19 protein-coding genes are annotated in these 21747 nt (G+C 71.1%); 12 read left to right on the forward strand and 7 right to left on the reverse strand.

The window, feature by feature from the left end; all coding sequences use genetic code 11:
- Positions 1-107: 107 nt before the first annotated feature.
- The 6 genes from O7621_RS14155 to gatB all read left to right on the forward strand — a co-directional run bounded on the left by O7621_RS14155 (position 108) and on the right by gatB (position 7752).
- Complete coding sequence (locus O7621_RS14155) at positions 108-2291, forward strand: EAL domain-containing protein (protein ID WP_282234380.1); 2184 nt, start codon at positions 108-110, stop codon at positions 2289-2291.
- Between the two features lie 81 nt (positions 2292-2372).
- Positions 2373-2672: an Asp-tRNA(Asn)/Glu-tRNA(Gln) amidotransferase subunit GatC gene (gene gatC / locus O7621_RS14160; protein WP_123600383.1), complete on the forward strand. Its 300-nt coding sequence runs from the start codon at positions 2373-2375 to the stop codon at positions 2670-2672.
- 3 nt (positions 2673-2675) lie between these two features.
- The gene (gene gatA, locus O7621_RS14165) at positions 2676-4154 is read left to right on the forward strand and encodes an Asp-tRNA(Asn)/Glu-tRNA(Gln) amidotransferase subunit GatA (RefSeq protein ID WP_282234381.1); all 1479 of its coding nucleotides are present in this window, start codon (positions 2676-2678) and stop codon (positions 4152-4154) included.
- 8 nt (positions 4155-4162) lie between these two features.
- The gene (locus tag O7621_RS14170; protein WP_282234382.1) at positions 4163-5551 is read left to right on the forward strand and encodes an AAA family ATPase; all 1389 of its coding nucleotides are present in this window, start codon (positions 4163-4165) and stop codon (positions 5549-5551) included.
- Complete coding sequence (locus tag O7621_RS14175) at positions 5551-6183, forward strand: DUF4276 family protein (protein ID WP_282234383.1); 633 nt, start codon at positions 5551-5553, stop codon at positions 6181-6183. The genes O7621_RS14170 and O7621_RS14175 overlap by 1 nt, the downstream gene beginning before the upstream one ends.
- A gap of 63 nt (positions 6184-6246) precedes the next feature.
- On the forward strand, positions 6247-7752 hold the full coding sequence (gene gatB, locus O7621_RS14180; protein ID WP_281553783.1) for an Asp-tRNA(Asn)/Glu-tRNA(Gln) amidotransferase subunit GatB: 1506 nt from the start codon (positions 6247-6249) through the stop codon (positions 7750-7752).
- 66 nt (positions 7753-7818) lie between these two features.
- Here the strand turns inward: gatB and O7621_RS14185 are convergent, their stop codons facing one another.
- Complete coding sequence (locus O7621_RS14185; RefSeq protein WP_282234384.1) at positions 7819-8013, reverse strand: DUF397 domain-containing protein; 195 nt, start codon at positions 8011-8013, stop codon at positions 7819-7821.
- Complete coding sequence (locus O7621_RS14190) at positions 8004-8795, reverse strand: helix-turn-helix transcriptional regulator (protein ID WP_282234385.1); 792 nt, start codon at positions 8793-8795, stop codon at positions 8004-8006. Before O7621_RS14190 ends, O7621_RS14185 begins: the two co-directional genes overlap by 10 nt.
- A 182-nt stretch (positions 8796-8977) precedes the next feature.
- Here O7621_RS14190 and O7621_RS14195 point away from each other — a divergent pair, with 182 nt between their 5' ends.
- On the forward strand, positions 8978-9289 hold the full coding sequence (locus O7621_RS14195; RefSeq protein ID WP_281553786.1) for a hypothetical protein: 312 nt from the start codon (positions 8978-8980) through the stop codon (positions 9287-9289).
- A complete protein-coding gene (locus O7621_RS14200) occupies positions 9282-9638 on the forward strand; it encodes a hypothetical protein (protein WP_282234386.1) in 357 nt (118 codons plus the stop codon). The genes O7621_RS14195 and O7621_RS14200 overlap by 8 nt, the downstream gene beginning before the upstream one ends.
- 68 nt (positions 9639-9706) lie before the next feature.
- On the opposite strand, the gene O7621_RS14205 is transcribed toward O7621_RS14200, so the two are convergent.
- Together O7621_RS14205 and O7621_RS14210 are read right to left on the reverse strand one after the other, a co-directional pair.
- The gene (locus O7621_RS14205; RefSeq protein WP_282234387.1) at positions 9707-11389 is read right to left on the reverse strand and encodes a metallophosphoesterase; all 1683 of its coding nucleotides are present in this window, start codon (positions 11387-11389) and stop codon (positions 9707-9709) included.
- Between the two features lie 44 nt (positions 11390-11433).
- A complete protein-coding gene (locus O7621_RS14210) occupies positions 11434-12666 on the reverse strand; it encodes a PQQ-dependent sugar dehydrogenase (protein WP_348775304.1) in 1233 nt (410 codons plus the stop codon).
- Positions 12667-12838: 172 nt separating this feature from the next.
- On the opposite strand from O7621_RS14210, the gene O7621_RS14215 reads away from it, so the two are divergent.
- Both O7621_RS14215 and O7621_RS14220 read left to right on the forward strand, forming a co-directional pair.
- Positions 12839-13138 carry a DUF1540 domain-containing protein gene (locus O7621_RS14215; RefSeq protein ID WP_123600394.1) on the forward strand — a complete coding sequence of 100 codons (300 nt, stop codon included), beginning with the start codon at positions 12839-12841 and terminating at the stop codon, positions 13136-13138.
- Between the two features lie 230 nt (positions 13139-13368).
- Entirely contained in the window at positions 13369-14295 is a 927-nt protein-coding gene (locus O7621_RS14220) for a 2-hydroxyacid dehydrogenase (RefSeq protein WP_282234389.1), read from the forward strand.
- On the opposite strand, the gene O7621_RS14225 is transcribed toward O7621_RS14220, so the two are convergent.
- Positions 14289-14708, reverse strand: a complete 420-nt coding sequence (locus tag O7621_RS14225) for a PH domain-containing protein (RefSeq protein ID WP_282234390.1) — start codon at positions 14706-14708, stop codon at positions 14289-14291. The genes O7621_RS14220 and O7621_RS14225 overlap by 7 nt on opposite strands.
- 191 nt (positions 14709-14899) lie before the next feature.
- On the opposite strand from O7621_RS14225, the gene O7621_RS14230 reads away from it, so the two are divergent.
- A complete protein-coding gene (locus O7621_RS14230) occupies positions 14900-17572 on the forward strand; it encodes a bifunctional diguanylate cyclase/phosphodiesterase (protein WP_282234391.1) in 2673 nt (890 codons plus the stop codon).
- 51 nt (positions 17573-17623) lie between these two features.
- On the opposite strand, the gene glyA is transcribed toward O7621_RS14230, so the two are convergent.
- Both glyA and O7621_RS14240 read right to left on the reverse strand, forming a co-directional pair.
- Positions 17624-18889 (reverse strand): serine hydroxymethyltransferase, encoded by a 1266-nt coding sequence (gene glyA / locus O7621_RS14235; protein WP_282234392.1) that lies wholly within the window; start codon positions 18887-18889, stop codon positions 17624-17626.
- A 277-nt stretch (positions 18890-19166) separates the two neighbouring features.
- On the reverse strand, positions 19167-20186 hold the full coding sequence (locus O7621_RS14240; RefSeq protein ID WP_282234393.1) for a LacI family DNA-binding transcriptional regulator: 1020 nt from the start codon (positions 20184-20186) through the stop codon (positions 19167-19169).
- Positions 20187-20430: 244 nt separating this feature from the next.
- On the opposite strand from O7621_RS14240, the gene O7621_RS14245 reads away from it, so the two are divergent.
- Positions 20431-21711 (forward strand): extracellular solute-binding protein, encoded by a 1281-nt coding sequence (locus O7621_RS14245; RefSeq protein ID WP_282234394.1) that lies wholly within the window; start codon positions 20431-20433, stop codon positions 21709-21711.
- Positions 21712-21747: the final 36 nt, after the last annotated feature.

Consider the following 21747-nt stretch of genomic DNA (forward strand, 5'->3'; position numbering starts at 1 on the left):
CGCCCCTGACCCGCCGGCCGTCCATCCTTAAGGTGTAGGACGTCGGCGGGACGCCCGGCTCGTGCTGAGTCGGCGAAGCGGGCCACGGGAGCGCGACGGGAGGGCAGATGGAGGCCGCGGCATTGCGGAACTCCGTTCCTCCGGAACGCGCGCCTGGGTTCTTCGGCTTTGTCGGCGGCGTGACCGCTGCGGCGCTCGCCGTCTGCGCCGCACCGTTGCTGAACCTGCCCGCCCAGATTTCCGACCTGCCGGCGGCATTCTGGCTGATGGCCCTGCTCGCGGTGGTCGGCGACGCTCGACCGTTCACCCCACCGGGCCGGCGACGCCGATCCGAGGTCTTCCCGTCGGTCTGTTTCACCTTCGCCATCCTGCTCGCCTGGGGCCTCGGCCCGGCGGTCGCGGTGCAGGCCGTCGCGGTTGCGGTCTTCGCCTGGCGGGCCCGGCACGTGCCGTGGCGGGCCCTGTTCAACAGCTCGCAGTACGCGCTGGCGCTCGCCGCCGCAGCAGCGGTGGCCGGGCTGGCCGGGCCGGGCGCCTTCGCCGGCACTGCGGAGCTGGCCTGGAGCGACGTCGCAGTGGCGGTCGGCGCGGCGGCGGCCTGGTCGGCGGTCAACTACAGCACGGTCACCCTGGCGATCCGGCTGCGCTTCGGCGGCCGGTGGTGGCGGTCGGCCCGCCGTGGCATCGGCTTCGAGTTGTCCTCCACCGGATCGCTGCTGCTGCTCGGACCGGTGCTGGTCGTCGCCGCACAGGTCGACCCGGCGCTGATCCCACTGGTGCTGGTGCCGCTGTACGCGGTCTACCGGATGGCCGCGCTGGCCAGCGAGCAGGAGCGGTCGGCCCGGCTCGACCCGTTGACCGGGCTGGCCAACCGCAAGGCACTGATCGTCGAGATCGCCGATCAGGTGCCGGCACACGCCGACGCGCTGCGGCACGGAGCGCCGGACTCCCGGATGGCGCTGCTGCTGCTCGACCTGGACCGGTTCAAGCGGGTCAACGACGCGCTCGGGCATCTGGTCGGCGACCGGCTGCTGGTCGAGGTGGGGCTGCGGCTGGCCATGGTGGTCCGGCCGCAGGACCTGGTGGTCCGGCTCGGCGGTGACGAGTTCGCCATCCTGGCCACCCGGCTCACCGGCGCGGACGAGGCGCGGGAGATCGCCGATCAGGTGGTGACCGCGCTCGCCGAGCCGGTCGCCCTGGACGGTCTGCCGCTGGACGTCGGCGGATCGGTGGGCATCGCCCTCTATCCCGAGCACGGTGGGGACTTCGCCACCCTGCTGCAACACGCCGACGTCGCGATGTACGACGCCAAGGACACCGGTGACGGCACCGCCGTCTACGCCGCCGAGTCGGACCACAACACGCCCGAACGGCTCAGCCTCCTCGCCGACCTGCGTCGGGTGCTCGACGTCAACGGTGCGCACGCGGCCGACTCCGGTCGGGAGGTCGACGACGTCGGCGAGATCACCATGTACTACCAGCCGCAGGTGGAGATCGCGACCGGCGAGGTGGTCGGGGTGGAGGCGCTGCTGCGCTGGCGGCATCCGCGTCGCGGCATGGTCGACCCGGAAGAGTTGATCAAGGTCGCCGAGCAGAGCGCCGTGATGCGCCTGCTCACCCGCCGGGTCGTCGACGACGTCGTCGAGCAGATCGCCAAGTGGGCCGCCGCCGGGATCACGCTGCGGGCAGCGGTCAACGTCAGCGTCCGGGACCTGCACACCGGCGAGATCGCCGACCAGATCTCCGACCGGCTCACCCGCTACAACCTGGCACCGGAGCAACTCCAGTTGGAGATCACCGAGGGGGCGCTGATGGCCGACCCCCGGCGGGTGCTGGCCACCATCTCCCGGCTGGACGCGATCGGGGTGGCGATCGCCCTGGACGACTTCGGCACCGGCTACTCGTCCATGCAGCACCTGCGCCGGCTCCCACTGTCCGAAGTCAAGATCGACCGCTCGTTCGTACTCGGCATGGCCGCCGACACCGACGACGCGGCCATCGTCCGCTCGGTGATCGAGCTTGCCCGGGCGCTCGGGCTGCGGGTGGTCGCCGAAGGCGTCGAGGACGACGCCTCCTGGCGGCGGCTGTACGCGCTCGGCTGCCACGTCGCCCAGGGCTGGTTCTACGCCCGGCCGATGCCCGCCGACGAACTGGTCAACTGGCTGGCCCGGTACCGTCCACTGGTCCCCGGCCCACGTGGCGTTCCGCCCAGCCTGCTGGATGACTCGGCAGACGCGCCGGCGGCACCGACCGGCCTGCCCGATGACTCGGCCGGCGCGCCGGAGAAATAGACTCGTCGGGTCCGGCCCCGCGTGCCACGCTGCGGCGAGGATCCGGGCCAACCGTTCGATCACCGTACGAAGGGGGCGCAGATGGCCGCCATCTCCCGCGAGGAGGTCGCGCACCTGGCGCGACTGTCGCGGCTGGCCGTGACCGAGGACGAACTGGCGACGTTCGCCGGCCAGCTCGACGTCATCCTGCAGTCCGTCGCCCGGATCGGCGAGGTCGCCGCCGACGACATCCCGCCCACCTCGCACTCGGTGCCGCTGACCAACGTGCTGCGCGACGATGTCGTCGTCCCCGGTCTGGACCGCGACGCCGCGCTCGCCGCCGCCCCGGACGCCGAGGACGGCCGGTTCCGGGTGCCGCGCATCCTGGACGAGGAGGTCTGAGCCATGTCCGAACTCACCGGGATGACCGCCGCTCAGCTGGCCGGGCTGATCGCCGCCGGCGACACCAGCGCCGTCGAGGTGACCCGCGCCCACCTGGACCGGATCGCCGGCGTCGATGAGCGGGTGCACGCCTACCTGCACGTCGACGCCGACGGGGCGCTCGCCGCCGCGCAGGCCGTCGACACCGCCCGCGCCGCCGGGCAGCCGCTCGGCCCGCTGGCCGGGGTGCCGATCGCGGTCAAGGACGTCGTCACCACCAAGGGTGTGCCGACCACCGCCGGGTCGAAGATCCTCGACGGCTGGCGGCCACCGTACGACGCGACGATCGTCGCCCGGCTGCGCGCCGCCGGCATGCCGATCCTCGGCAAGACCAACATGGACGAGTTCGCGATGGGTTCGTCAACCGAGTACTCGGCGTACGGGCCGACGTACAACCCGTGGGACCTGACCCGGATCCCCGGCGGATCCGGCGGCGGCAGCGCGGCGGCGGTCGCCGGGTACGAAGCTCCACTGGCGATCGGCACCGACACCGGCGGCTCGATCCGCCAGCCGGGCGCGGTCACCGGCACGGTCGGGGCCAAGCCGACCTACGGCGGCACCTCCCGGTACGGGCTGATCGCCTTCTCTTCCTCGCTGGACACCCCCGGACCGTGCGCCCGGACGGTGCTCGACGCGGCGCTGCTGCACGAGGCGATCGCCGGCCACGACCCGCGTGACTCCACCTCGATCCCGGCCGCCGTGCCGCCGGTCGTCGAGGCGGCCCGTGCCGGTGCCTCCGGCGACCTGACCGGGGTGCGCCTCGGCCTGGTCACCCAGTTCGCCACCGGCGAGGGCGTCGAGCCGGGCGTCCTGGCCGCGTTCCGCGACGCCGTCGACGCGCTGACCAAGCTCGGTGCCGAGGTCGTCGAGGTCTCCTGCCCGCACTTCGACTACGCGCTGCCGGCGTACTACCTGATCGCGCCGAGCGAATGCTCGTCCAACCTGGCCCGCTACGACGGCGTCCGGTACGGGCTGCGCAGCGGCGACGACGGCAATCGGTCGCTGGAAGAGGTCATGTCGCTGACCCGTGACCAGGGCTTCGGCCCGGAGGTCAAGCGGCGGATCATGCTCGGCACGTACGCGCTGTCCAGCGGCTACTACGACGCCTACTACGGGCAGGCGCAGAAGGTCCGTACCCTGATCACCCGCGACTTCACCGCCGCGTTCGAGCAGGTCGACGTGCTGATCTCGCCGACCACGCCGTTCGTGGCGTTCCCACTCGGGGCGCGCACCGCCGACCCGTACCAGATGTATCTGGCCGACCTGTTCACCATCCCGACCAACCTGTACGGCGGCCCGGCCATCTCGGTGCCGTGCGGGCTGGCCGACGGGCTGCCGGTCGGATTGCAGGTGATGGCGCCGACGATGGCCGACGACCGGATGTACCGGGTCGCGGCGGCCCTGGAGTCGGCGGTCGGCACCCTCACCCCGCCGGAGCTCTGAGCGGCGACGTGCTGACCCGGATCGAGATCGACGGCTTCAAGTCGTTCCGCGACTTCACGCTGGACGTGCCGCCGTTTCTCGTGATCATCGGGCGGAACGCGGCCGGCAAGTCGAACCTGTTCGACGCGATCCAGTTCCTGTCCCGGCTGGCCGATGGTCCGCTGCTGGAGGCAGCCCAGCAGATGCGCGGGGAAGTCCCCGACCTGTTCCATCGGCACAGCGACGGCAGCCAGATGCCGGTGATGACCTTCGCGGTCGAGGTGCTGCTGGGAGCGTCGGTGACCGACGCGTTCGGCGACACCGCCGAGGTCAACCACTCCCGGCTGCGCTACGAGCTGGCGATCGAGTTGCGGTCGGCCGGGCCGGGCGGGTCGCGTCGACCGTACGTGCTGCGGGAGGCGGCATACCGGATCTCCAAGTCCGACGACGACGCGTTGCGGGCCTTGATCCCGCGATGGAAGCAGGTGGCCAGTTACCGCAGCGGTGGTCGGGAGCTGTTGGAGACCGAGCGGGACGAGCAGGGGCGCGCTGTCTTCAGCCTTTTTCCAGCGGTGAAGGGCCGTGAACGAAGGTTGCCGGCGACGGCAGCAACGGCGACCGTGCTGTCCAGCCTGACCACCGCCACCGACTTTCCACTGCTGTACGCGCTCAAGCGGGAGCTGCGGTCGTGGCGATTGCTGCACCTCGATCCCAGTGCGTTGCGTACCCCGGACTCGTACGACGATCCGGACAGCCTGGCACCCAACGGCGCCCATCTGGCGAACACGTTGCGCTATCTGGCGGTGGCGACGGGCACCGAGGACCGGCCGGAGGGCGCGTTGAACGACCTTTCCGCCGACGTATCCGAAGTGATACCGGGAGTGGTCCGGGTCCGGCTCGCCGAGGACGAGGCACGCCGGCAGCGGCAGGTCGAGGTCGTCACCCGCGACGAGGCACCGTTCTCGGCCCGGGTCGCGTCCGACGGGACGCTGCGCGCGATCGCGTTGCTCGCAGCACTCTACGACCCCCGTGGTGCCGGGCTGATCTGCTTCGAGGAGCCGGAGAACGGCATCTTCCCGCAACGGCTCGCCCAGTTCGTGCGGTACCTGCGGGCCCTGGTCGAACGGTCGTTGGAGTCGCGCGACGAAGCAGACGGCAATCGATTGACCCAGTTGATCCTGAGCAGCCACTCGCCTGCGATCTTGCGGGCGTTGGAACGCGGCGAGGACGGGGGACGGCTCCATGCGGTCTACCTGGACGTGGTGACCCGGGTGCGCAGGGGCGAACCGCGCAGCCGGATCACCCGTAGCCGCCTGATCGGTGGTGATCAGCTTGCGTTGGATCTCGAAGATCCCAGCGGCGTGGTCACCAAGGCAGAGATTGCCGAATTCGGGGTCCTGGAGACGCTGGATCGCTGATGCGTTACCTCTCGACCGCACTGATATCCGAAGGTCTCAGCGATGACCGCTTCCTGCCCCGCCTCTTGGCGCGCTCGTTGGAAGAACTGTGCCTGAACGAGTTCGATGAGACGGTGTACGTCGCCGACGTACAACCGGTACGGGACCGGACCGGGCCAGCAGGTATCGATGATGTGGTCAGCATGGTCGACCGCAGCGACGGTGGGTTCACCATTGTCTTCTTCCACCGCGACCAGGGGGCGAACGCCGACCGGGTACGCAACGAGTGGCTGGAGCCGCTGCGGAAGCGCTGGGCCGACCGTAAGGAGCAACTCGTCGCGGTGGTCCCGGTCCGGGAGACCGAGGCCTGGCTGCTCGCCGACGGGCAGGCACTGCGCAACGCCCTCGGTGTCCGGTGGTCTGATGTCGAGATGGGGCTGCCGGGCAGTCCACGTCAGGTGGAGCAGATCGCCGACCCGAAGAAAGTGCTCAACGACGTGACGCGCCGGGTCAGCCGGTCAGTCGGGGACCACCTCGGCCAGCTTGGTGAGCTGGTAGATCTGGACAGGCTGCAGCAGGTGCCGGCGTACCGGCGGTGGTGGGACGACACCCGGCAGGCTCTCGTGGCACTCGGTTACCGGCCGGGTCGATGAGCGGAACCCAGGTGGACACTAGGCTGGTGCGGTCGGTGCCGCGCCGAGAGTTGGAGCTGTGAGATGAGCACGACCGCGTTGCCCACGTACGAGGATGTCGTCGCCCGCTACGAGCCGGTGATCGGCCTGGAGACGCACGTCGAGCTGGGCACCAACACGAAGATGTTCTGCGGCTGCCCGACCGGGTTCGGCGCCGAGCCGAACACCCAGGTCTGCCCGGTCTGCCTGGGCCTGCCCGGCTCGTTGCCGGTGGCGAACAAGGCGGCGATCGAGGCGACGATCCGCATCGGGCTGGCACTGAACTGCTCGATCGCCGACTGGTGCCGGTTCGCCCGGAAAAACTACTTCTACCCGGACATGCCGAAGAACTACCAGATCAGCCAGTACGACGAGCCGCTGTGCGTGGACGGCTGGCTCGACGTCGAGGTCGACGGCGAGCTGGTGCGGATCGGCATCGAGCGGGTGCATCTGGAGGAGGACACCGGCAAGACGCTGCACGTCGGCGGCGCGACCGGGCGCATTCACGGTGCGACCGAGTCGCTTGTCGACTACAACCGGGCGGGTATCCCGCTGGTGGAGATCGTCACCAAGCCGATCCCCGGCACCGGGGACCGGGCACCGCAAGTGGCCCGCGCGTACGTCACCGAGCTGCGGGACGTGATCCGCTCGTTGGGCGTGTCCGACGTACGGATGGAGCAGGGTTCGCTGCGCTGCGACGTGAACACCTCGCTGACCCCGGTCGGGCAGACCGAGTGGGGCACCCGCACCGAGACCAAGAACGTCAACTCGCTGCGGTCGGTGGAGCGGGCGGTACGCGCGGAGATGCTGCGCCAGGCGTCGGTGCTCGACGCCGGTGGCCGGATCGTGCAGGAGACCCGGCACTTCCACGAGGACAGCGGCGACACCACGTCGGGCCGGTCCAAGGAGACCGCCACCGACTACCGCTACTTCCCGGAGCCGGACCTGGTGCCGCTCGCCCCGGACGCCGCCTGGGTGGCCGAGCTGAAGGCGGCCCTGCCGGAGCTGCCCCGGGTGCACCGCAAGCGGCTGCAGGAGCAGTGGGGGCTGACCGACCACGACATGCAGTCGGTGGTCAACGCCGGGGCGGTCGAGCTGATCGAGCAGACCATCGCCGCCGGCACCACCCCGGCCGGCGCCCGCAAGTGGTGGCTGGGTGAGCTGGCCCGCCGGGCCAACGAGTCCGGTGTGGAGCTGGCCGCGCTCGGGGTCACCCCGGCGCACGTGGCCGAACTGCAGGGGCTGGTCGACTCGGGCAAGCTCAACGACAAGCTGGCCCGTACCGTCCTGGAGGCGGTGGCCGCCGGGGAAGGCACGCCGACCGAGGTGATGACCGCGCGCGGCCTGGAGGTGGTCTCCGACACCGGTGCGTTGACCGCCGCCGTCGACGAGGCGATCGCCGCCAACCCGGACATCGCGGCGAAGGTCCGCGACGGCAAGGTCGCGGCGGCCGGTGCGCTGGTCGGCGCGGTGATGAAGACGACCCGGGGCCAGGCGGACGCGCGTACCGTCCGGGAGCTGATCCTGTCCCGCCTCGGCGCACAGGGCTGAGGCAGGTGCGCGGCCAACCACAGCGGACGAGCCGCGTCGGGCACTGCCCGACGCGGCTCGCGTCATCTACCGCTGATGGTGGTCGACGAAGGTCCGCCAGGCGGTGGGGGAGAAGGTGAGGGTGCCGCCGGCGCGGTCCTTGCTGTCGCGGACCAGGACCCGGCCGGGCAGGTTGTCGGCGACTTCGACGCAGTTGCCGCCGGTGCCGTTGCTGCGGCTGCTGGTCCGCCAGGCCGGTCGAGGATCGGTCGTCATGCCCATCTGTCGGCTGCCTCCTGCATCAACGCCACGGACTGCTCGCTGGGCAGAGCGTACTCCCGCAGCGACTCCCAGGCATGCTCCAGTCTGGTCAGATCGGCCTCCAACTCGATGGTCTGGCCCTCCAACGGCCCGTCGACGAAGCCCGCCGCCCGGCCGTCCAGGCTGGCCAGGGTGAACGGGCCGTTCAGCCCCGGGTAGGCACCGACCCCGGCCGGCACCACCTGGATCGAGACGTTGGGCCGGTCGCAGGCGGCGATCAGGGCCAGGACCTGCTCACGCATCACCGCCGGGCCGCCGACCGCCCGGGTCAGCACCGCCTCGTCGATCACCCCGACGAAGCGGCACGGCCGCTCGGCCCGGTGCAGGATCTCCTGCCGGCCGAGCCGGTCGCCGACGGTGGTGTCGACGTCGTCGATCGCCACCCCGGCATGGGTGAGGATGACGCGGGCGTACGCCTCGGTCTGCAGCAGGCCGGGCACCAGCAGCGGCTCGTAGCAGCGCAGCATGATCGCCTCCCGCTCGTGCTCCAGCCACGGGCGCAGCCAGACCGGGGCCCGCTCGGTGCGCAGCAGCAGCTCCCAGAGGGTCGAGTAGTCGCAGTTGAAGACCCGGTCGATGGTGGCCAGGTAGTCGAGCCGGATCGGCCGGGCACCGCGCTCGACCGCGCTGACGTGCTGGGCCGACCAGTGCAGGGCGGCGCCCCACTGCTCCTGGGTGAGCCCGGCCAACTCACGGCGGCGGCGGAGCTCCGCTATCAGATATGCGCTCGCTGCTCCAGACATTCGTTTCCTCCAGCTCTCTACAGAATTGCTTTGTGGTGGGCAGAGGTTGCCCCGTGACGGATGTTGTTGCTACGAGGACAAAGCCCATCTTCCATATGGGAGGCGGGCAAGTCCAGGGTGGAGGAGTGGGAGATTCGAGAAGGCGTCCATTGTTGTCCCGATGGGGGACGCATGGCGCAAAAATGAATGACAAAGATCAATTGCGCCGGCACGGCGTACTCGGCTGGATGTCGGTGCCGACCGGCAGCGCCGTGCCCGGCTACGTCAACCACCCGGTGATCGCCCGCGCCCGGCACCTGGCCGCGATGCACCTGCCCGACCCGGTGACCGGGTGTCCGCGCTGCGGCACGATCGTCTGTCCGGGGCTGCGGCTCGCGGTGGCCTACCTGGACCGGTACGACGGTGACGCCGCCCGGACCATTCGTCGGCTGCTCGCCTCGGTCGGCATCTGGCTCACCGCTGACCCGACCACCGGGGCAGGTGGCGATGACTGAGTCGACAAGATCGCCGCTGGTGCAGCCGTGGGACGTCATCGAGATCGGCGGGTCCGACTATCTCAACGGAGACGGAGCGCTGCGGCTGCGGGTCATCCACGTCCGCGCCGAGGCCGCCCACCCGAACATCGAATGGATTCACCTGCTCGGCATCCGACTGCACGGCAACCGGGACGGCCAGATGATGATGGTGATGGTCCGCGCGGCGGCGCTGCGCCGCCCCGGCGCGGTCATCCGGCCAGGGCCGGCTCCCGGGACCAAGGTGCCCTTTCACGACCTGATGCCACAGGTGCATCAATATGCACCTCCGGCATCAAGCTCCACTGGTACCTCAGGCCCAAACGAATAGGCCGCGCGATCCTGGCTGGCGGCGCGGGCCGGGGTGCCGGTGAGGCTCTGCCGGGGGTGGGCGCGGGCTCAGGACGGGCTGGGTGCCGGGGTCGCGGACTGAGTGGTAGTCGGGGTCGCGGACGGACCGGCGGTAGGAGTCGGCGATGGCGACGGGTCTGGCTCCGGTTCCGGGCCGGCGATGACGTGCCGTTCCAGGGTGACCTGGGCCTGGCCGGTGCCCCCGATCCGGATGTCGTCGTGCGCCTGCAACTGGTGTTCGGCGTCGAAGTACAGCACCGTCATCGCCAGTGGCGTCGGCTCCTCGCCCTCCAGGCCGCGCAGTCCGGCTCCGCCGGTCGAACCCTCCACCATCAGGCGGGTCGGCTGCTCCCCGGGAATCTCGGCGAGCATCCGGACCTCCCGGTTGTGGGTGTGCCCGGCCAGCACCAGCGGCGTGGTGCCGGACAGCGGCCCGGCGGACACCGGGTCGTGCACCAGGGCGATGTCGACCGGCTCGTCGGTGCCCCGGATCGTCGCGGCAAGTTGCTCGCCGACCCCGATGACCTGGTCGGTGGCCGGCTTGGACAGGCCGCCCTCGGCCGGGCTGGTCTGCTTGTCCGGGGTGAACCGGGGGTCGCCGATACCGGCGATGGTCAGCCCGGCGACCTCGGTGACCTCGTTGTCCAGCACGACCGCGTTCGGCTGGCTGGCCACCGCCTCCTGGGTGCGGACTGAGTCGTGGTTGCCGCGGATGAACACGTACGGCACCTCCAGCAGCCCGATCGAGGCGACGTAGTTCGCCTCCGGCTCGCTGCCCCAGTCGGTGATGTCCCCGGTGTCGATCACCACGTCGATGTCGAACTGCTCGACCACGGTACGGATCACCGACCAGCCGGTCGGGTTGAGGTGCATGTCCGACACGTGCAGCACCCGGGTGGTGCCCTCGGCCGCCTGGTAGACGGGCAGCGTCGACACGGTGGTGTAGATCCGGCTGACGTTGCTGACGATGTGCTGCAGCTGTTCGGCGTACTGGCTGTAGTTGGTGGCGATCCGCTGCACGTCACCGACCACCGCCGGGGCGTTGACCAGCAGACCCTCGTACCGAGGCTCCTCGATCGACTCCGGCCGGATGGTCGCCGCCGCGACGCCGATGCTGCCGCCGGTGATCAGCAGCGCCAGAGTGCCGGACCAGGCGACCCGGCGGGTGTCGCGGAAGACCAGCGCGGCGAGGATCAAGGTGGTGAGCACGGCGACCGCGATGGTACGGATACCGAGCCGCAGCACCCCCTCGGTGACGTCGCCGACCACGGTCTGACTGGCCCGGGTGATCGCGTTCGGGTCGTCGAGCAGGGCGAGGGTGCGGACCTGGTCGAGGGAACCGAGCCGGATGGAGAGCTGGACCGGCCCTTCGTGGCTGTCCACGTGCAGCGCGCCGAGCGGCGGGATGGCCATGGTGGTGCCGCCGTCCAACGCCGGGGTCACCGACATCTCGGCCCGGAACGGGCCGATGTCGACGTCGGCGCGGGCCCCGAGCAGGACGCCGATGACGACCCCGGCCAGACTGACCGCGACGACCGCGAGCGCCACGCCGATCCGCCGGGTCGCCCGGGACCGCGCGGCCCGCCCGAATCCGCGACCAGCGGTACGGCTGACCGAGCCGAGCCGCCGCCCGGCGCGCGCCAGCCGTCGCCCGGGGCGGCCCGGCTGCTGATCCGGACGGCCCGGCTGCTGGCCGGGACGGCTCCGGTCGGCCGTCTGCTCGTCGCTCATGGTGAGATGATGCCTGTCTGATCGAGGGTGGGGAGGCGGGTAAGTCAGCTGCGCCCGGCTCCGCCGTCGGCGAAGACCAGCCGAAGGATACGGTCATCCTCCGGGGCCGGTTCGCCCCGGCCGTCCTGGTTCGAGGTGGTCACCCAGACCGAGCCGTCCGGTGCCTGCACGACGGTGCGTAGTCGACCGTACTCTCCGGTGAGCAACGCGCGGGGCTGGCCGAAGACCGTACCGGACTCGGTCAGCTCAACCAGCCATAGCCGTTCGCCGCGCAGGCACGCGGCGGCCAGGATCCGGTCCACCACGGCCGCCCCGGAGCAGGAGGACTCCTCGGTCGGCCAGACGACCAGCGGGTCGACGAATCGCCCGTCGTCGCCTTCGCCCTCGACCTGTGGCCAGCCGTAGTTCTCGCCCGGCTCGATCAGGTTGATCTCGTCCCACAGGTTCTGGCCGAACTCGGTGGCGTACAGCCGGTCCTGGGCGTCCCAGGCGATGCCCTGCACGTTGCGGTGGCCCAGCGACCAGACCAGCGAGTCGGGGAACGGGTTGCCGGGGGCCGGCTCGCCGTCCGGCGTCATCCGCAGGATCTTGCCGCCGAGGCTCTCCTGGTCCTGGGACAGGCCGGTGTCCGAGGCGTCGCCGGTGGTGGCGTAGAGGAAACCGTCGGGCCCGAAGGCGAGCCGGCCGCCGTTGTGGATGCCGGAGAGCGGAATGCCGGTGACGATCGGTTCCGGTTCGTCGCCCAGGGTCAGTCGGGCGATCCGGTTGTCCTCGGCGGTGGAGTAGTAGATGAACACCGTCTCGTCGGTGGCGTACTCGGGGGAGACGGCGATGCCGAGCAGGCCGCCTTCGCCGCCGCCGTCGACCTGGTCGATGGTTTGCACCTCGGAGACGTCCAGCCCGTCCGGGCTCGACCCAGGCCCGACCTGCAGGATCTTGGCGCTGTCCCGCTCGGTGACCAGCGCGGCGCCGTCCGGCAGGAACGCCACCCCCCACGGCACCGCCAGTCCGCTGGCCAGCACGGTGACAGCCACCTGCTGGTCGACGCCGCCGCCGGTCGGCGTCTCGGTGGGGGCGGGGAAGGTGGGGGGCGCGCCTGCCTGGTCCGGCTCCGGCTCGCCGAACGCGCAGCCGCCGGCGAGCAGCAGGGCGGTCAGGCTGGCGGCAGCGGTCGCTGCGGTCGCGGCGGCAGGGCGGCGCGACGAGCGGCGGTACGGCGGGCGAGCGTTCACCCGCACCAGACTAGCCCGCTGCCGGACATCCGCATCCAACGGCATCCCCGGAGCACTTAGGTAAGGGTATCCAAACGGCAATGGATGGTGTTAGGTAAGGGTTCCCAAAATTGCGAGAATTGAATACATGCCATATATTCCGTCGTAATGAACTACTGTTTTCCTCAGTGATGACGACGCTGTCACTGCCGTGTGATGCCGAGCTAGGAGGACCACCATGACCGCGATGATGGAGATGCCCCGGGTGCAGGAGTGCACCGCTGTGGAGTGCGCGTACAACCAGCACGAGGGCTGCCACGCCTTCGCCATCACCATCGGCACCGAGGCGGACAGCGCCAGCTGTACCACCTTTTTCGACATCTCGTCCAAGGGCGGCCTCGACGCGGTGATCGCCCAGGTTGGTGCCTGCAAGCGCGCCGACTGCCGGTTCAACGCCGAGTTGGAGTGCCGGGCGCCGGCGATCCGGGTGGGGCCGAGCCGGGAAACAGCTGACTGCATGACCTACGAACCGGCCTGACCACCGTGCTGCTTCCCTGCCCGTTCGCTCGTGCCGTCGTGGCACGCATCCGGGTGCCAGGATCCGAACAAGAATATCGAACGATGTGGCCTGATCGATAAGGTGGCGTCGAACAAGTAGCGCACTCACAAGTTGGTGGGTGTTCCTGCCTTGACCGACCTCGTATCGGATGATCATGGGATGCCCGGCCTGGGCGGACCGGACCCGGATGGCCCGCTATCGTCGGACCGGTGAAAGTCTGGATCCCCCACGCACACGGCCGACAACTGCTCGGCCGGCTGCCCGACGACGTGACCGTCGAGGTCGCCGCCGACATCACTCAGCTGCCGTCCGACCCCGCCGGCGTGCGGTTCTGGGTGCCGCCGTTCCTGGCCCGCCCCGGAGCGGCGGAGCTGGCCGGCAAGATGCCGGACCTTCAGGTGGTGCAGTTGCTGTCCGCCGGTGCCGACGCATGGGTGGGGCGGCTGCCGGAGCACCTGACGCTCTGCGACGCGCGCGGGGTGCACGACTCGTCGACGGCGGAGTGGATCGCCGCTGCGATCCTGACCCACGTCCGAGACTTCGCCGGCTTCATCCGGGCACAGGCCCGTCGAGAATGGTCGTACGAGCAGTTCGCCCCGACCGACGAGCTGGCCGGCAAACGGGTCCTCATCGTCGGTGCCGGATCGATCGGTGCCGCACTGCGTGCCCGGCTGACCCCGTTCGAGGTGGAGTTCACGCTGGTGGCCCGGACCGCCCGGCCGGCCGAACAGGTGCACGGCGTCGACGAGCTGCCCGCCCTGTTGCCGTACGCCGACATCGTGGTGCTGATCGTGCCGCTTACCGACCGGACCCGGGGGATGGTCGACGCGGCCATGCTGGCCGCGATGCGCGACGGCGCGCTGCTGGTCAACGCCGCCCGCGGTCCAGTGGTCGACACCACGGCGCTCACCGCGGAGCTGTCCACCGGCCGGGTCTGCGCCGTACTCGACGTGACCGACCCGGAGCCGCTGCCCGCAGACCATCCGCTATGGAGGTTGCCGAACGTGGTGATCAGTCCACACATCGCCGGGTCGGTACGCGGTCTGCTGCCCCGCGCGTACGCCTTGGCGGGTCGGCAGGTCACCCGGCTGGCCGCGGGCGAGCCGCTGGACAACGTGGTGGTGGACGGCTATTGAGTCGGCGGCGTGGCCGGTTCGTCGGTCGCGTCGGTCGCCGGACCCGCCGGGTCGAGCGGTTGTCCGCTGGCGGCGATCAGCCGGGGCAGGTCGTCGGCCCGTACCGCGGGCAGCCGTACCCGCTCGCCGTCGGTGAGCAGCGCCACCGCCCGGCCCTGCGGGTCGGCCGCCAGCTCGGCAACCCGCGACCAGCCGATCCGGCGCTGGCCGATCAGCGCCCGCACCCGGAGCCCGGCCGGGTCGGCATCGGTTCCGGAGCGGACCGCCCAGATCGCGATGGCCAGCGGCAGCAGCAGGACCGGCAGCAGATACCAGCGGGCACTGGCCAGCGGCAGTGACCCGACGAACGCGATCACCGCCGCCAGCATGATCGCCTGGTGCGGCCGGAACCGGACAGTTACCCTGCGACTCATCCGACAATCCTGGCATCCGGCCGGTGGGTGTCGGCTGCCGGGTAGGTCGGGTGGCATCGGTGCGGAAACCCGACGGAAATCTCCGGTGACCGCCCCGTAACCCGGCGCCGGACTGGTTCGTTGTGACCGGCACAGAGGGCCGACCCGGCCCGGCTTGTGCCCCGACCCCTTCCGTGGAGGCGACGGCCACCGTGCCTGAGGCGTTCCCCGAACCACCCCGTACCCGTCCCCGCCCCCATCGGGCCCAACCCCCCGGCTGGACCCTGCCCGCACAGGCCGGCGCCGCCGCGCTGCTGCTGACCGCCGGCGCGGCCGGCCTGCTGACCGCCCCGGTCGCGGTGCTCGGCGCGGTGCTGTTCGGCGTCGGCCTGCCCGGTCTGCGGCTGTCGCGGATGGCCGTCACCGCGCACGCCCGTACCGGCGATCTCCGGAACTGCCGCGGAGCTGGTCTGCTCGCCGTGACCAGCGTCGGCGGCGCCACCGCGGTCTGCGTCGCCGCCTTCACCCCGCCGGCGGCCCGGACCGGCCTGGCGCTCAGCGGGCTCATCCTCGCGCTGGCCGGCCACCTCGCGGCGATTCTGCTGCTGCCGGGCGTCGCCGAGACCTGGCGGCTGCGGCTGCGGCGGGTGGTCGACGGGCTGAGCCTGGGGATCAGTCTGATCTTCGCCGGCTGGCTGCTGTCGCCGGTCGACACCGTGCCGTCGGCCGTGCTCTTCGTCGAACTGAGCGTGATCGGGGCCGGGTCGATCATCGTGGTCACCGCCCTGGCGATGCGGAGGCAGCGCCCAGCGGTGCTGTACTGCGGTGGCGGCTCCATCGCGCTCCTCGTCGGGCTGGCCGCTCCAACTGTCTGCTTCGCGTACGGCACCGCCGGCTGGCTCTGGTGCCTGGCGACGGCCCCGGCGGTCGGCGGCATGCTGTTGCTGGTCATCGGGGCGCAGCGGGCGCAGCGCGCGGGCTCGCGGCCGGTCACCTCGGCGCGTGGCCGGCTCACCGCGTACCCACTGTTGACGGTGCCGGCGGTGGTGGCCGCGCTGGCCGCCGCGTACCACGTGGCGACCCAGGGATCGTTCGACCGTACGTCGGTCCTGCTCGGCCTGGCGGTGATCCCGACGCTGGTTGTCCGGGAGATGATGGCCGCGGCCGACGTGCGGTCCTACGCCCGGCGGCTGAGCATCCAGGAGGCGCATTTCCGGTCGTTGGTCTCCGGCGGCAACGATCTCACCCTGACCCTCGGCGACGACCTGCGGGTGCGGTGGCAGTCACCGGCCGCCGCGCGACTGTTCGGGCTGGCCGACGCACAGGTGCTCGGCCGACCGTTCATCGAGCTGATGCATCCGGAGGACATCCCTGAGGTGGTCACGGTGCTGACCGGCGTGGTGACTGGCCGGCTGGTACCGACCAGTCGGACCCCGCTGGTCACCGCCCGGCTGCGGGACGGCCATGGTCGCTGGCGGGACACCGAGTCCACCGTGTCCGACCAGCGGACGGTGCCCGAGGTCGGAGCGCTCGTGGTGCATGTACGCGACGTGGGGGAGCGGGTGCACCTGGAGCGGCGGCTGTACAAGCTCGGCTTCACCGACCAGCTGACCGGGTTGGCGAACCGCCGGGAGCTGATGCGCCAGATCGCCAACCAGCGGGACCTGCCCGGCCACCCCGGTGCGTTGCTGATCATCGACCTGCACGGGCTGGTCGGCGTCAACGAGCAGTACGGGCGGGAGGTCAGCGACGCGGTGCTGGTCGAGGTGGGGCGGCGGCTGCGGGACACGGTGGAGCCGGACGACGTGGTCGCCCGGCTCAGCGGCGACGAGTTCGCGGTGATCACCGTCGCCGGCCCGATGCTGGCGTACGGAACCGGGGCGCGGCTGGTCGCGGCGCTGCGCGAGCCGTGCCAGCTGCCCGGCGCGGTGGTTCAGCTGCAGACCAGCATCGGCATGGCCGAGGTGGCCGGCGGCGCCGGGGCGGACGATGTGCTGCGCCGGGCGGACCTGGCCCGCCGCCGGGCCCGCCAGCTCGGTCGCAACCGGGTCGAGTGGTACGACTCCTACCTGGAGCAACAGCTCGTTCGGCGGCTGGATCTGGAGCGGGAGCTGCCGGGCGCGGCCGAGCGGGGCGAGTTGGACGTGGTGTACCAGCCGGTGGTGGACCTGGTCGACGGCAAACCGGTGGGGGTCGAGGCGCTGCTGCGCTGGCGCAGCCCGGTGCTCGGCACGGTGCTGCCGGCCGAGCTGCTCGCCGTGGCCCGGGAACTGTCGCTGCTGGGCCACATCGGCCGGTGGGCGCGGGCCACCGCCTGCCGACAGTTGGCGTCCTGGTCACGGGAGGGGCACGGGCTGTGGCTGTCGGTCAACGTCGCCCCGGCCGAGTTGGCCGCGACCACCTTCGTGGCCGACCTGATGGCCATGCTGGCCGCACAGGGTATCGGGCCGGAGCGGCTCGTCGTCGAGGTCGCCGAGTCGCTGGTCGCCGAGGAGCTGGCGGCTGCCGAGACTCCGCAGATCCTCGCGCAGTTGGCGAACCTGCGGGCGCACGGGGTGCGGATCGCGTTGGACGACTTCGGCGCCGGTCAGGCGTCGATCGCCCAGCTTCGGCGGCTGCCGCTGGACGTCGTCAAGATCGACCGGTCGCTGGTCGCCGACGCCGGTGCCGGCCCGGACAGTGTCCACCCGATGCTGGAAGCGGTGGCTGGGCTGGGTCGGCGGTTCGGGCTGGAAATCGTCGCCGAAGGGCTGGAGACGGACGGTCAGGTGAGCCAGGCGCAGGCTGCCGGCTGCCGGTTCGGTCAGGGGTACGCCCTGGCCCGCCCCGCACCTGCGGAGCGGACCGAGGCGTACATCGCCGACTTTCCCACCCCGTCGCACTGACCCGATCGGCGCAGCCAAGGCGCGGCGCGGGCGGGCGGAGCTCAGCGCAGGTCAGGCGGCGTAGCCGGGCATCGGGTAGCCGGCCAGCAGGTCGGCTACCTCTCCGGCGATCCGGTCGAGGGCGGCACCGTCGTCCTTGACCGCCGCGGTCACCGCGTCGTCCAGCCAGGCAGCGACCTGCGGCATCTGCGCCTCCGTCAGGCCGCGGGTGGTCAGCGCGGCAGTGCCCAGCCGGATGCCGGACGGGTCGAACGGCTTGCGCGGGTCGTACGGCACCGTGTTGTAGTTCAGCTCGATCCCGGCCCGGTCCAGCGCCTGCGCGGCCGGCTTGCCACCGACGCCCTTGCCGGTCAGGTCGGCCAGGATCAGATGGTTGTCGGTGCCGCCGGAGATCAGCTCGAAGCCCCGGTCGACCAGCGCGGCGGCGAGCGCCTTCGCGTTGGCGACCACCTGGTGGGCGTACCGGCGGAAGTCGTCGGTGCCGGCCTCGCGCAACGCGACGGCGATGCCAGCGGTGGTGTGGTTGTGCGGGCCGCCCTGCAGGCCGGGGAAGACCGCCTTGTCGATCGCGGCGGCGTGCTGTTCGGTGGTGAGGATCATCGCGCCGCGCGGGCCGCGCAGTGTCTTGTGGGTGGTGGTGGTGACCACGTCGGCGTGGCCGATCGGCGTGGGGTGCGCGCCGCCGGCGACCAGGCCGGCGATGTGCGCGATGTCCGCGACGAGCACCGCGCCGATCTCCCGGGCGATCTCGGCGAAGGCCGGGAAGTCGATGGTCCGCGGCACCGCCGTACCGCCGCAGAAGATCACCTTTGGTCGTTCGCGGCGGGCGAGGTCACGTACCTCGTCGAAGTCGATCCGGCCGGTGGACCGGGCGACGGTGTAGCGGACCGAGTTGAACCACTTGCCGGTGGCCGACACCGACCAGCCGTGGGTGAGGTGCCCGCCCATCGGCAGCGACATCCCCAGCACGGTGTCGCCGGGCGAGAGGAAGGCGAGGTAGACGGCGAGGTTGGCGGGGGAGCCCGAGTACGGCTGGACGTTGGCGTGGGCCGCGCCGAACAGCGTCCTGGCCCGATCGACGGCGAGCGTCTCGATCGGGTCGACAAACTGCTGGCCCTCGTAGTAACGCCGGCCCGGGTAGCCCTCGGAGTACTTGTTGGTCAGCACCGAGCCGCTGGCCTCCAGCACGGCGGCGGAGACGTAGTTCTCCGAGGCGATCATGCGCAGCTTGTCGTGCTGGCGGCGGGCCTCGCCCTCGACGAGGGCGGCGAGCTCGGGATCGGTGGCGGTCAGTTGCGGGATCTGCGGTACGTGCACGACGTGCCCTCCTGGGGTCGGGCGGCTCCGTCGGCCGGGGACCCCCCGGACATGACGGTGCCGTCGACGGTGCACCCAGGCGCGCGGCGCACGTCGTTTGGTCGCTCCCCGGTGGTCGGTTCCACCTTCGCCGCGCCAGTCACGTGACCGGTCCGAGCATAACCCGCGGTGATCGGCGGGTCGGGGTGCACCCGACGGTACCCTGTGGTATTTGGCACGTCTTGTACCGTTCAACGGTTAAGCAACTTAATCGGTTCACCGGATCGGCCGTGGCAGGTCAGCTGGCGCGCGGCGGCGCGGTGCTGCCGCGCGGGGTCAGGTGCGGCGTCTCGTCCTGGTACGCCTGCGTCGGCTCACCGGCGATCGTCGCCAGCAGCTGCCGCGCGGCGTGCGCACCGTACGCCGGGATGTCGCGGCCCAGCGCGGTCAATGGCGGATGCACCAGGCGGCACAGCGGCGAGTCGTCCCAGGCAACGATCGACAGGTCGCCCGGCACGGTCAGCCCCATCTCCTGGGCCACCGCCAGGCCGGCGATCGCCATCACGTCGTTGTCGTAGATCACCGCGGTGGGGCGGGCCGCGGTGCTGACCAGCCGCCGGGTCGCCCGCGCGCCCTCCTCGCCGGTGTAGTCGGACGGCACGGTGACGCACTGGTCCAGACCCAGCCGGCGGCAGACGTCGGTGAACGCGCCCGCGCGGATCTCGGTGTGCAGCAGGCCGGGCAGGCCACCGATGCGGGCGATCCGGCGGTGCCCCATCGCGACCAGGTACTCGACCGTCTCGACCAGGGCCGACGCGTCGTCGGACCAGATGCTCGGCAGCGAGCCGGTGTGCCCGGGGCCACCGATCACCACCGCCGGCAGTTGCAGCGACTCCAGCGCCGGCACCCGGTCGTCGTCGAGCCGCAGGTCGCACAGGAACACGCCGTCCACCCGGCGCTCACCCCACCAGCGCCGGTAGACCGCGATCTCGGCCTCGGTGTCGGCCACCACCTGCAGGGTCAGCGCGTACGACCGGGCGGACAGCTCGGCCTCGACGCCGCTGATCAGCTCCATGAAGAACGGCTCGATGCCGAGGATCCGGGCCGGGCGGCTCAGCGCCAGGCCGACGGCGTTGGCGGTCGCCCCGGACAGGGCGCGGGCGGCGCTGTTGGGGTTGAACCCGATCTCGGCGGCGATGGCGAGGATCCGCTGCCGGGTCGCCTCGGAGACTCCGGGCTGGCCATTGAGCGCGTACGAGACCGCACCCTTGGAAACGCCTGCTCGGCGGGCGATGTCGGCGATGGTCGGCCGTTTCACCGGCGGCGCTCCTTCGGGTTCGTTTCGGCTGGCCTTGCCCGGTTAAGTCTGCTGCCCGAAACGATATCCGGTGTCGGCCGGGCCCAGCGGCCACCCCGCCCGAGGACACCGAGGTTACGGGTTGGCTACGGCGTTAACCAGCCATTGACACGTGCCGGACCCACTCGTACCGTGGCTTCACTTATCCGGTTCAGTCGACGCTCCTCGATGTTGGGAGCGTTTCCAATTGTGTTCGGAGGATGGGATGAAGCGGCGTTGGACCCCTTGGACACGTACGGCGGCGGTCGGCGCCGCCAGCGCATTGCTGATCGCCGGCTGCAGTGGCGAACCCGGCGGCGGCAGCGACGACGACGGCACCACCCTCACCATCGCGTACTGGGGCGACTTCGGCCTCGACGACCTCAAGGCCGCGTACGAGGCGGAGAACCCGGGCGTGCGGATCAACCTCAACTCCGGTGAGTACAACGCCCAGCACGAGGACCTGCAGAAGAAGCTGATCGCCGGGTCCGGTGCCGCCGACATCGCCGCCATCGACGAGGGTTTCGTCGTCCAGTTCCGCGAACAGGCCGACAAGTTCGTCAACCTGCTGGACAAGGGTGCCGGCCAGTACGAGGAGCGTTATCTCGACTGGAAGTGGCAGCAGACCCTGTCCGCCGACGGGGCCACCCAGATCGGCCTCGGCACCGACGTCGGCGGCTTGGCCATGTGCTACCGCACCGACCTGTTCGAGGCGGCCGGGCTGCCGACCGACCGGGACGAGGTCTCCGCCCTCTGGCCCGACTGGGAGTCGTTCGTCGCCACCGGCGAGGAGTACGTCGCGGCCAGCGGCAAGAAGTTCGTCGACTCGGCCACCAACATCTTCAACCCGGTGCTCGGCCAGCAGCCGGTCGGCCTCTTCGACACCAGCGAGAACCTGGCCATGGAAGGCGGTCCGAAGGTCGCCTTCGACACCGCCGCCGCCGTCGTCGGCGCCGGACTGTCAGCCAACCTCGCCGCCTTCTCCCCGGAGTGGAACAACGGCTTCGTCAACGGCGACTTCGCCGTGCTGGCCTGCCCGGCGTGGATGATGGGCCACATCCAGAACACCGCTCCCGACACCGCCGGCAAGTGGGACGTGGCGGCCATTCCCGGTGGCGGCGGCAACTGGGGCGGCTCGTTCCTGACCGTGCCGGCACAGGGCGAAAACGTCGACGAGGCGTACAAGTTCCTGGAGTGGCTGATCCAGCCCGAGCAGCAGATCGAGATCTTCAAGAAGGTCGGCAACCTGCCGTCGCAGCCGGCGCTCTACGAGGACCCGGCGATCGTCGAGTTCTCCAACCCGTTCTTCAACGACGCTCCGGTCGGCCAGATCTTCTCCGCGACCGCCGCCAACCTCACCCCGCAGTACCTCGGCCGCAAGAACGGCCCCGTCCGGGTCGCGGTGGAGAACGTCCTCAACCGGCTGCAGAGCGGTGACCTGGAAGGCAAGCCCGACGAGGCGTGGACGGAAGCCATCGCGGAAGCCGAGAAGGCGGCGAACGCGTAACCGCTCGCGGGCCGCGAGCCGCGCGGTCGAACCTGG

Source organism: Solwaraspora sp. WMMD937 (genome assembly GCF_029581175.1).
Classification (GTDB): domain Bacteria; phylum Actinomycetota; class Actinomycetes; order Mycobacteriales; family Micromonosporaceae; genus Micromonospora_E.

What these genes read in the sequence shown, in the direction of transcription:
- O7621_RS14155 (WP_282234380.1), top strand. Translation starts at nt 108, where the DNA reads ATGGAGGCCGCGGCATTGCGGAACTCCGTTCCTCCGGAACGCGCGCCT.
- gatC (WP_123600383.1), top strand. Translation starts at nt 2,373, where the DNA reads ATGGCCGCCATCTCCCGCGAGGAGGTCGCGCACCTGGCGCGACTGTCG.
- gatA (WP_282234381.1), top strand. Translation starts at nt 2,676, where the DNA reads ATGTCCGAACTCACCGGGATGACCGCCGCTCAGCTGGCCGGGCTGATC.
- O7621_RS14175 (WP_282234383.1), top strand. Translation starts at nt 5,551, where the DNA reads ATGCGTTACCTCTCGACCGCACTGATATCCGAAGGTCTCAGCGATGAC.
- gatB (WP_281553783.1), top strand. Translation starts at nt 6,247, where the DNA reads ATGAGCACGACCGCGTTGCCCACGTACGAGGATGTCGTCGCCCGCTAC.
- O7621_RS14185 (WP_282234384.1), bottom strand. Translation starts at nt 8,013, where the DNA reads ATGGGCATGACGACCGATCCTCGACCGGCCTGGCGGACCAGCAGCCGC.
- O7621_RS14190 (WP_282234385.1), bottom strand. Translation starts at nt 8,795, where the DNA reads ATGTCTGGAGCAGCGAGCGCATATCTGATAGCGGAGCTCCGCCGCCGC.
- O7621_RS14195 (WP_281553786.1), top strand. Translation starts at nt 8,978, where the DNA reads ATGAATGACAAAGATCAATTGCGCCGGCACGGCGTACTCGGCTGGATG.
- O7621_RS14200 (WP_282234386.1), top strand. Translation starts at nt 9,282, where the DNA reads ATGACTGAGTCGACAAGATCGCCGCTGGTGCAGCCGTGGGACGTCATC.
- O7621_RS14205 (WP_282234387.1), bottom strand. Translation starts at nt 11,389, where the DNA reads ATGAGCGACGAGCAGACGGCCGACCGGAGCCGTCCCGGCCAGCAGCCG.
- O7621_RS14210 (WP_348775304.1), bottom strand. Translation starts at nt 12,666, where the DNA reads ATGCCGTTGGATGCGGATGTCCGGCAGCGGGCTAGTCTGGTGCGGGTG.
- O7621_RS14215 (WP_123600394.1), top strand. Translation starts at nt 12,839, where the DNA reads ATGACCGCGATGATGGAGATGCCCCGGGTGCAGGAGTGCACCGCTGTG.
- O7621_RS14225 (WP_282234390.1), bottom strand. Translation starts at nt 14,708, where the DNA reads ATGAGTCGCAGGGTAACTGTCCGGTTCCGGCCGCACCAGGCGATCATG.
- O7621_RS14245 (WP_282234394.1), top strand. Translation starts at nt 20,431, where the DNA reads ATGAAGCGGCGTTGGACCCCTTGGACACGTACGGCGGCGGTCGGCGCC.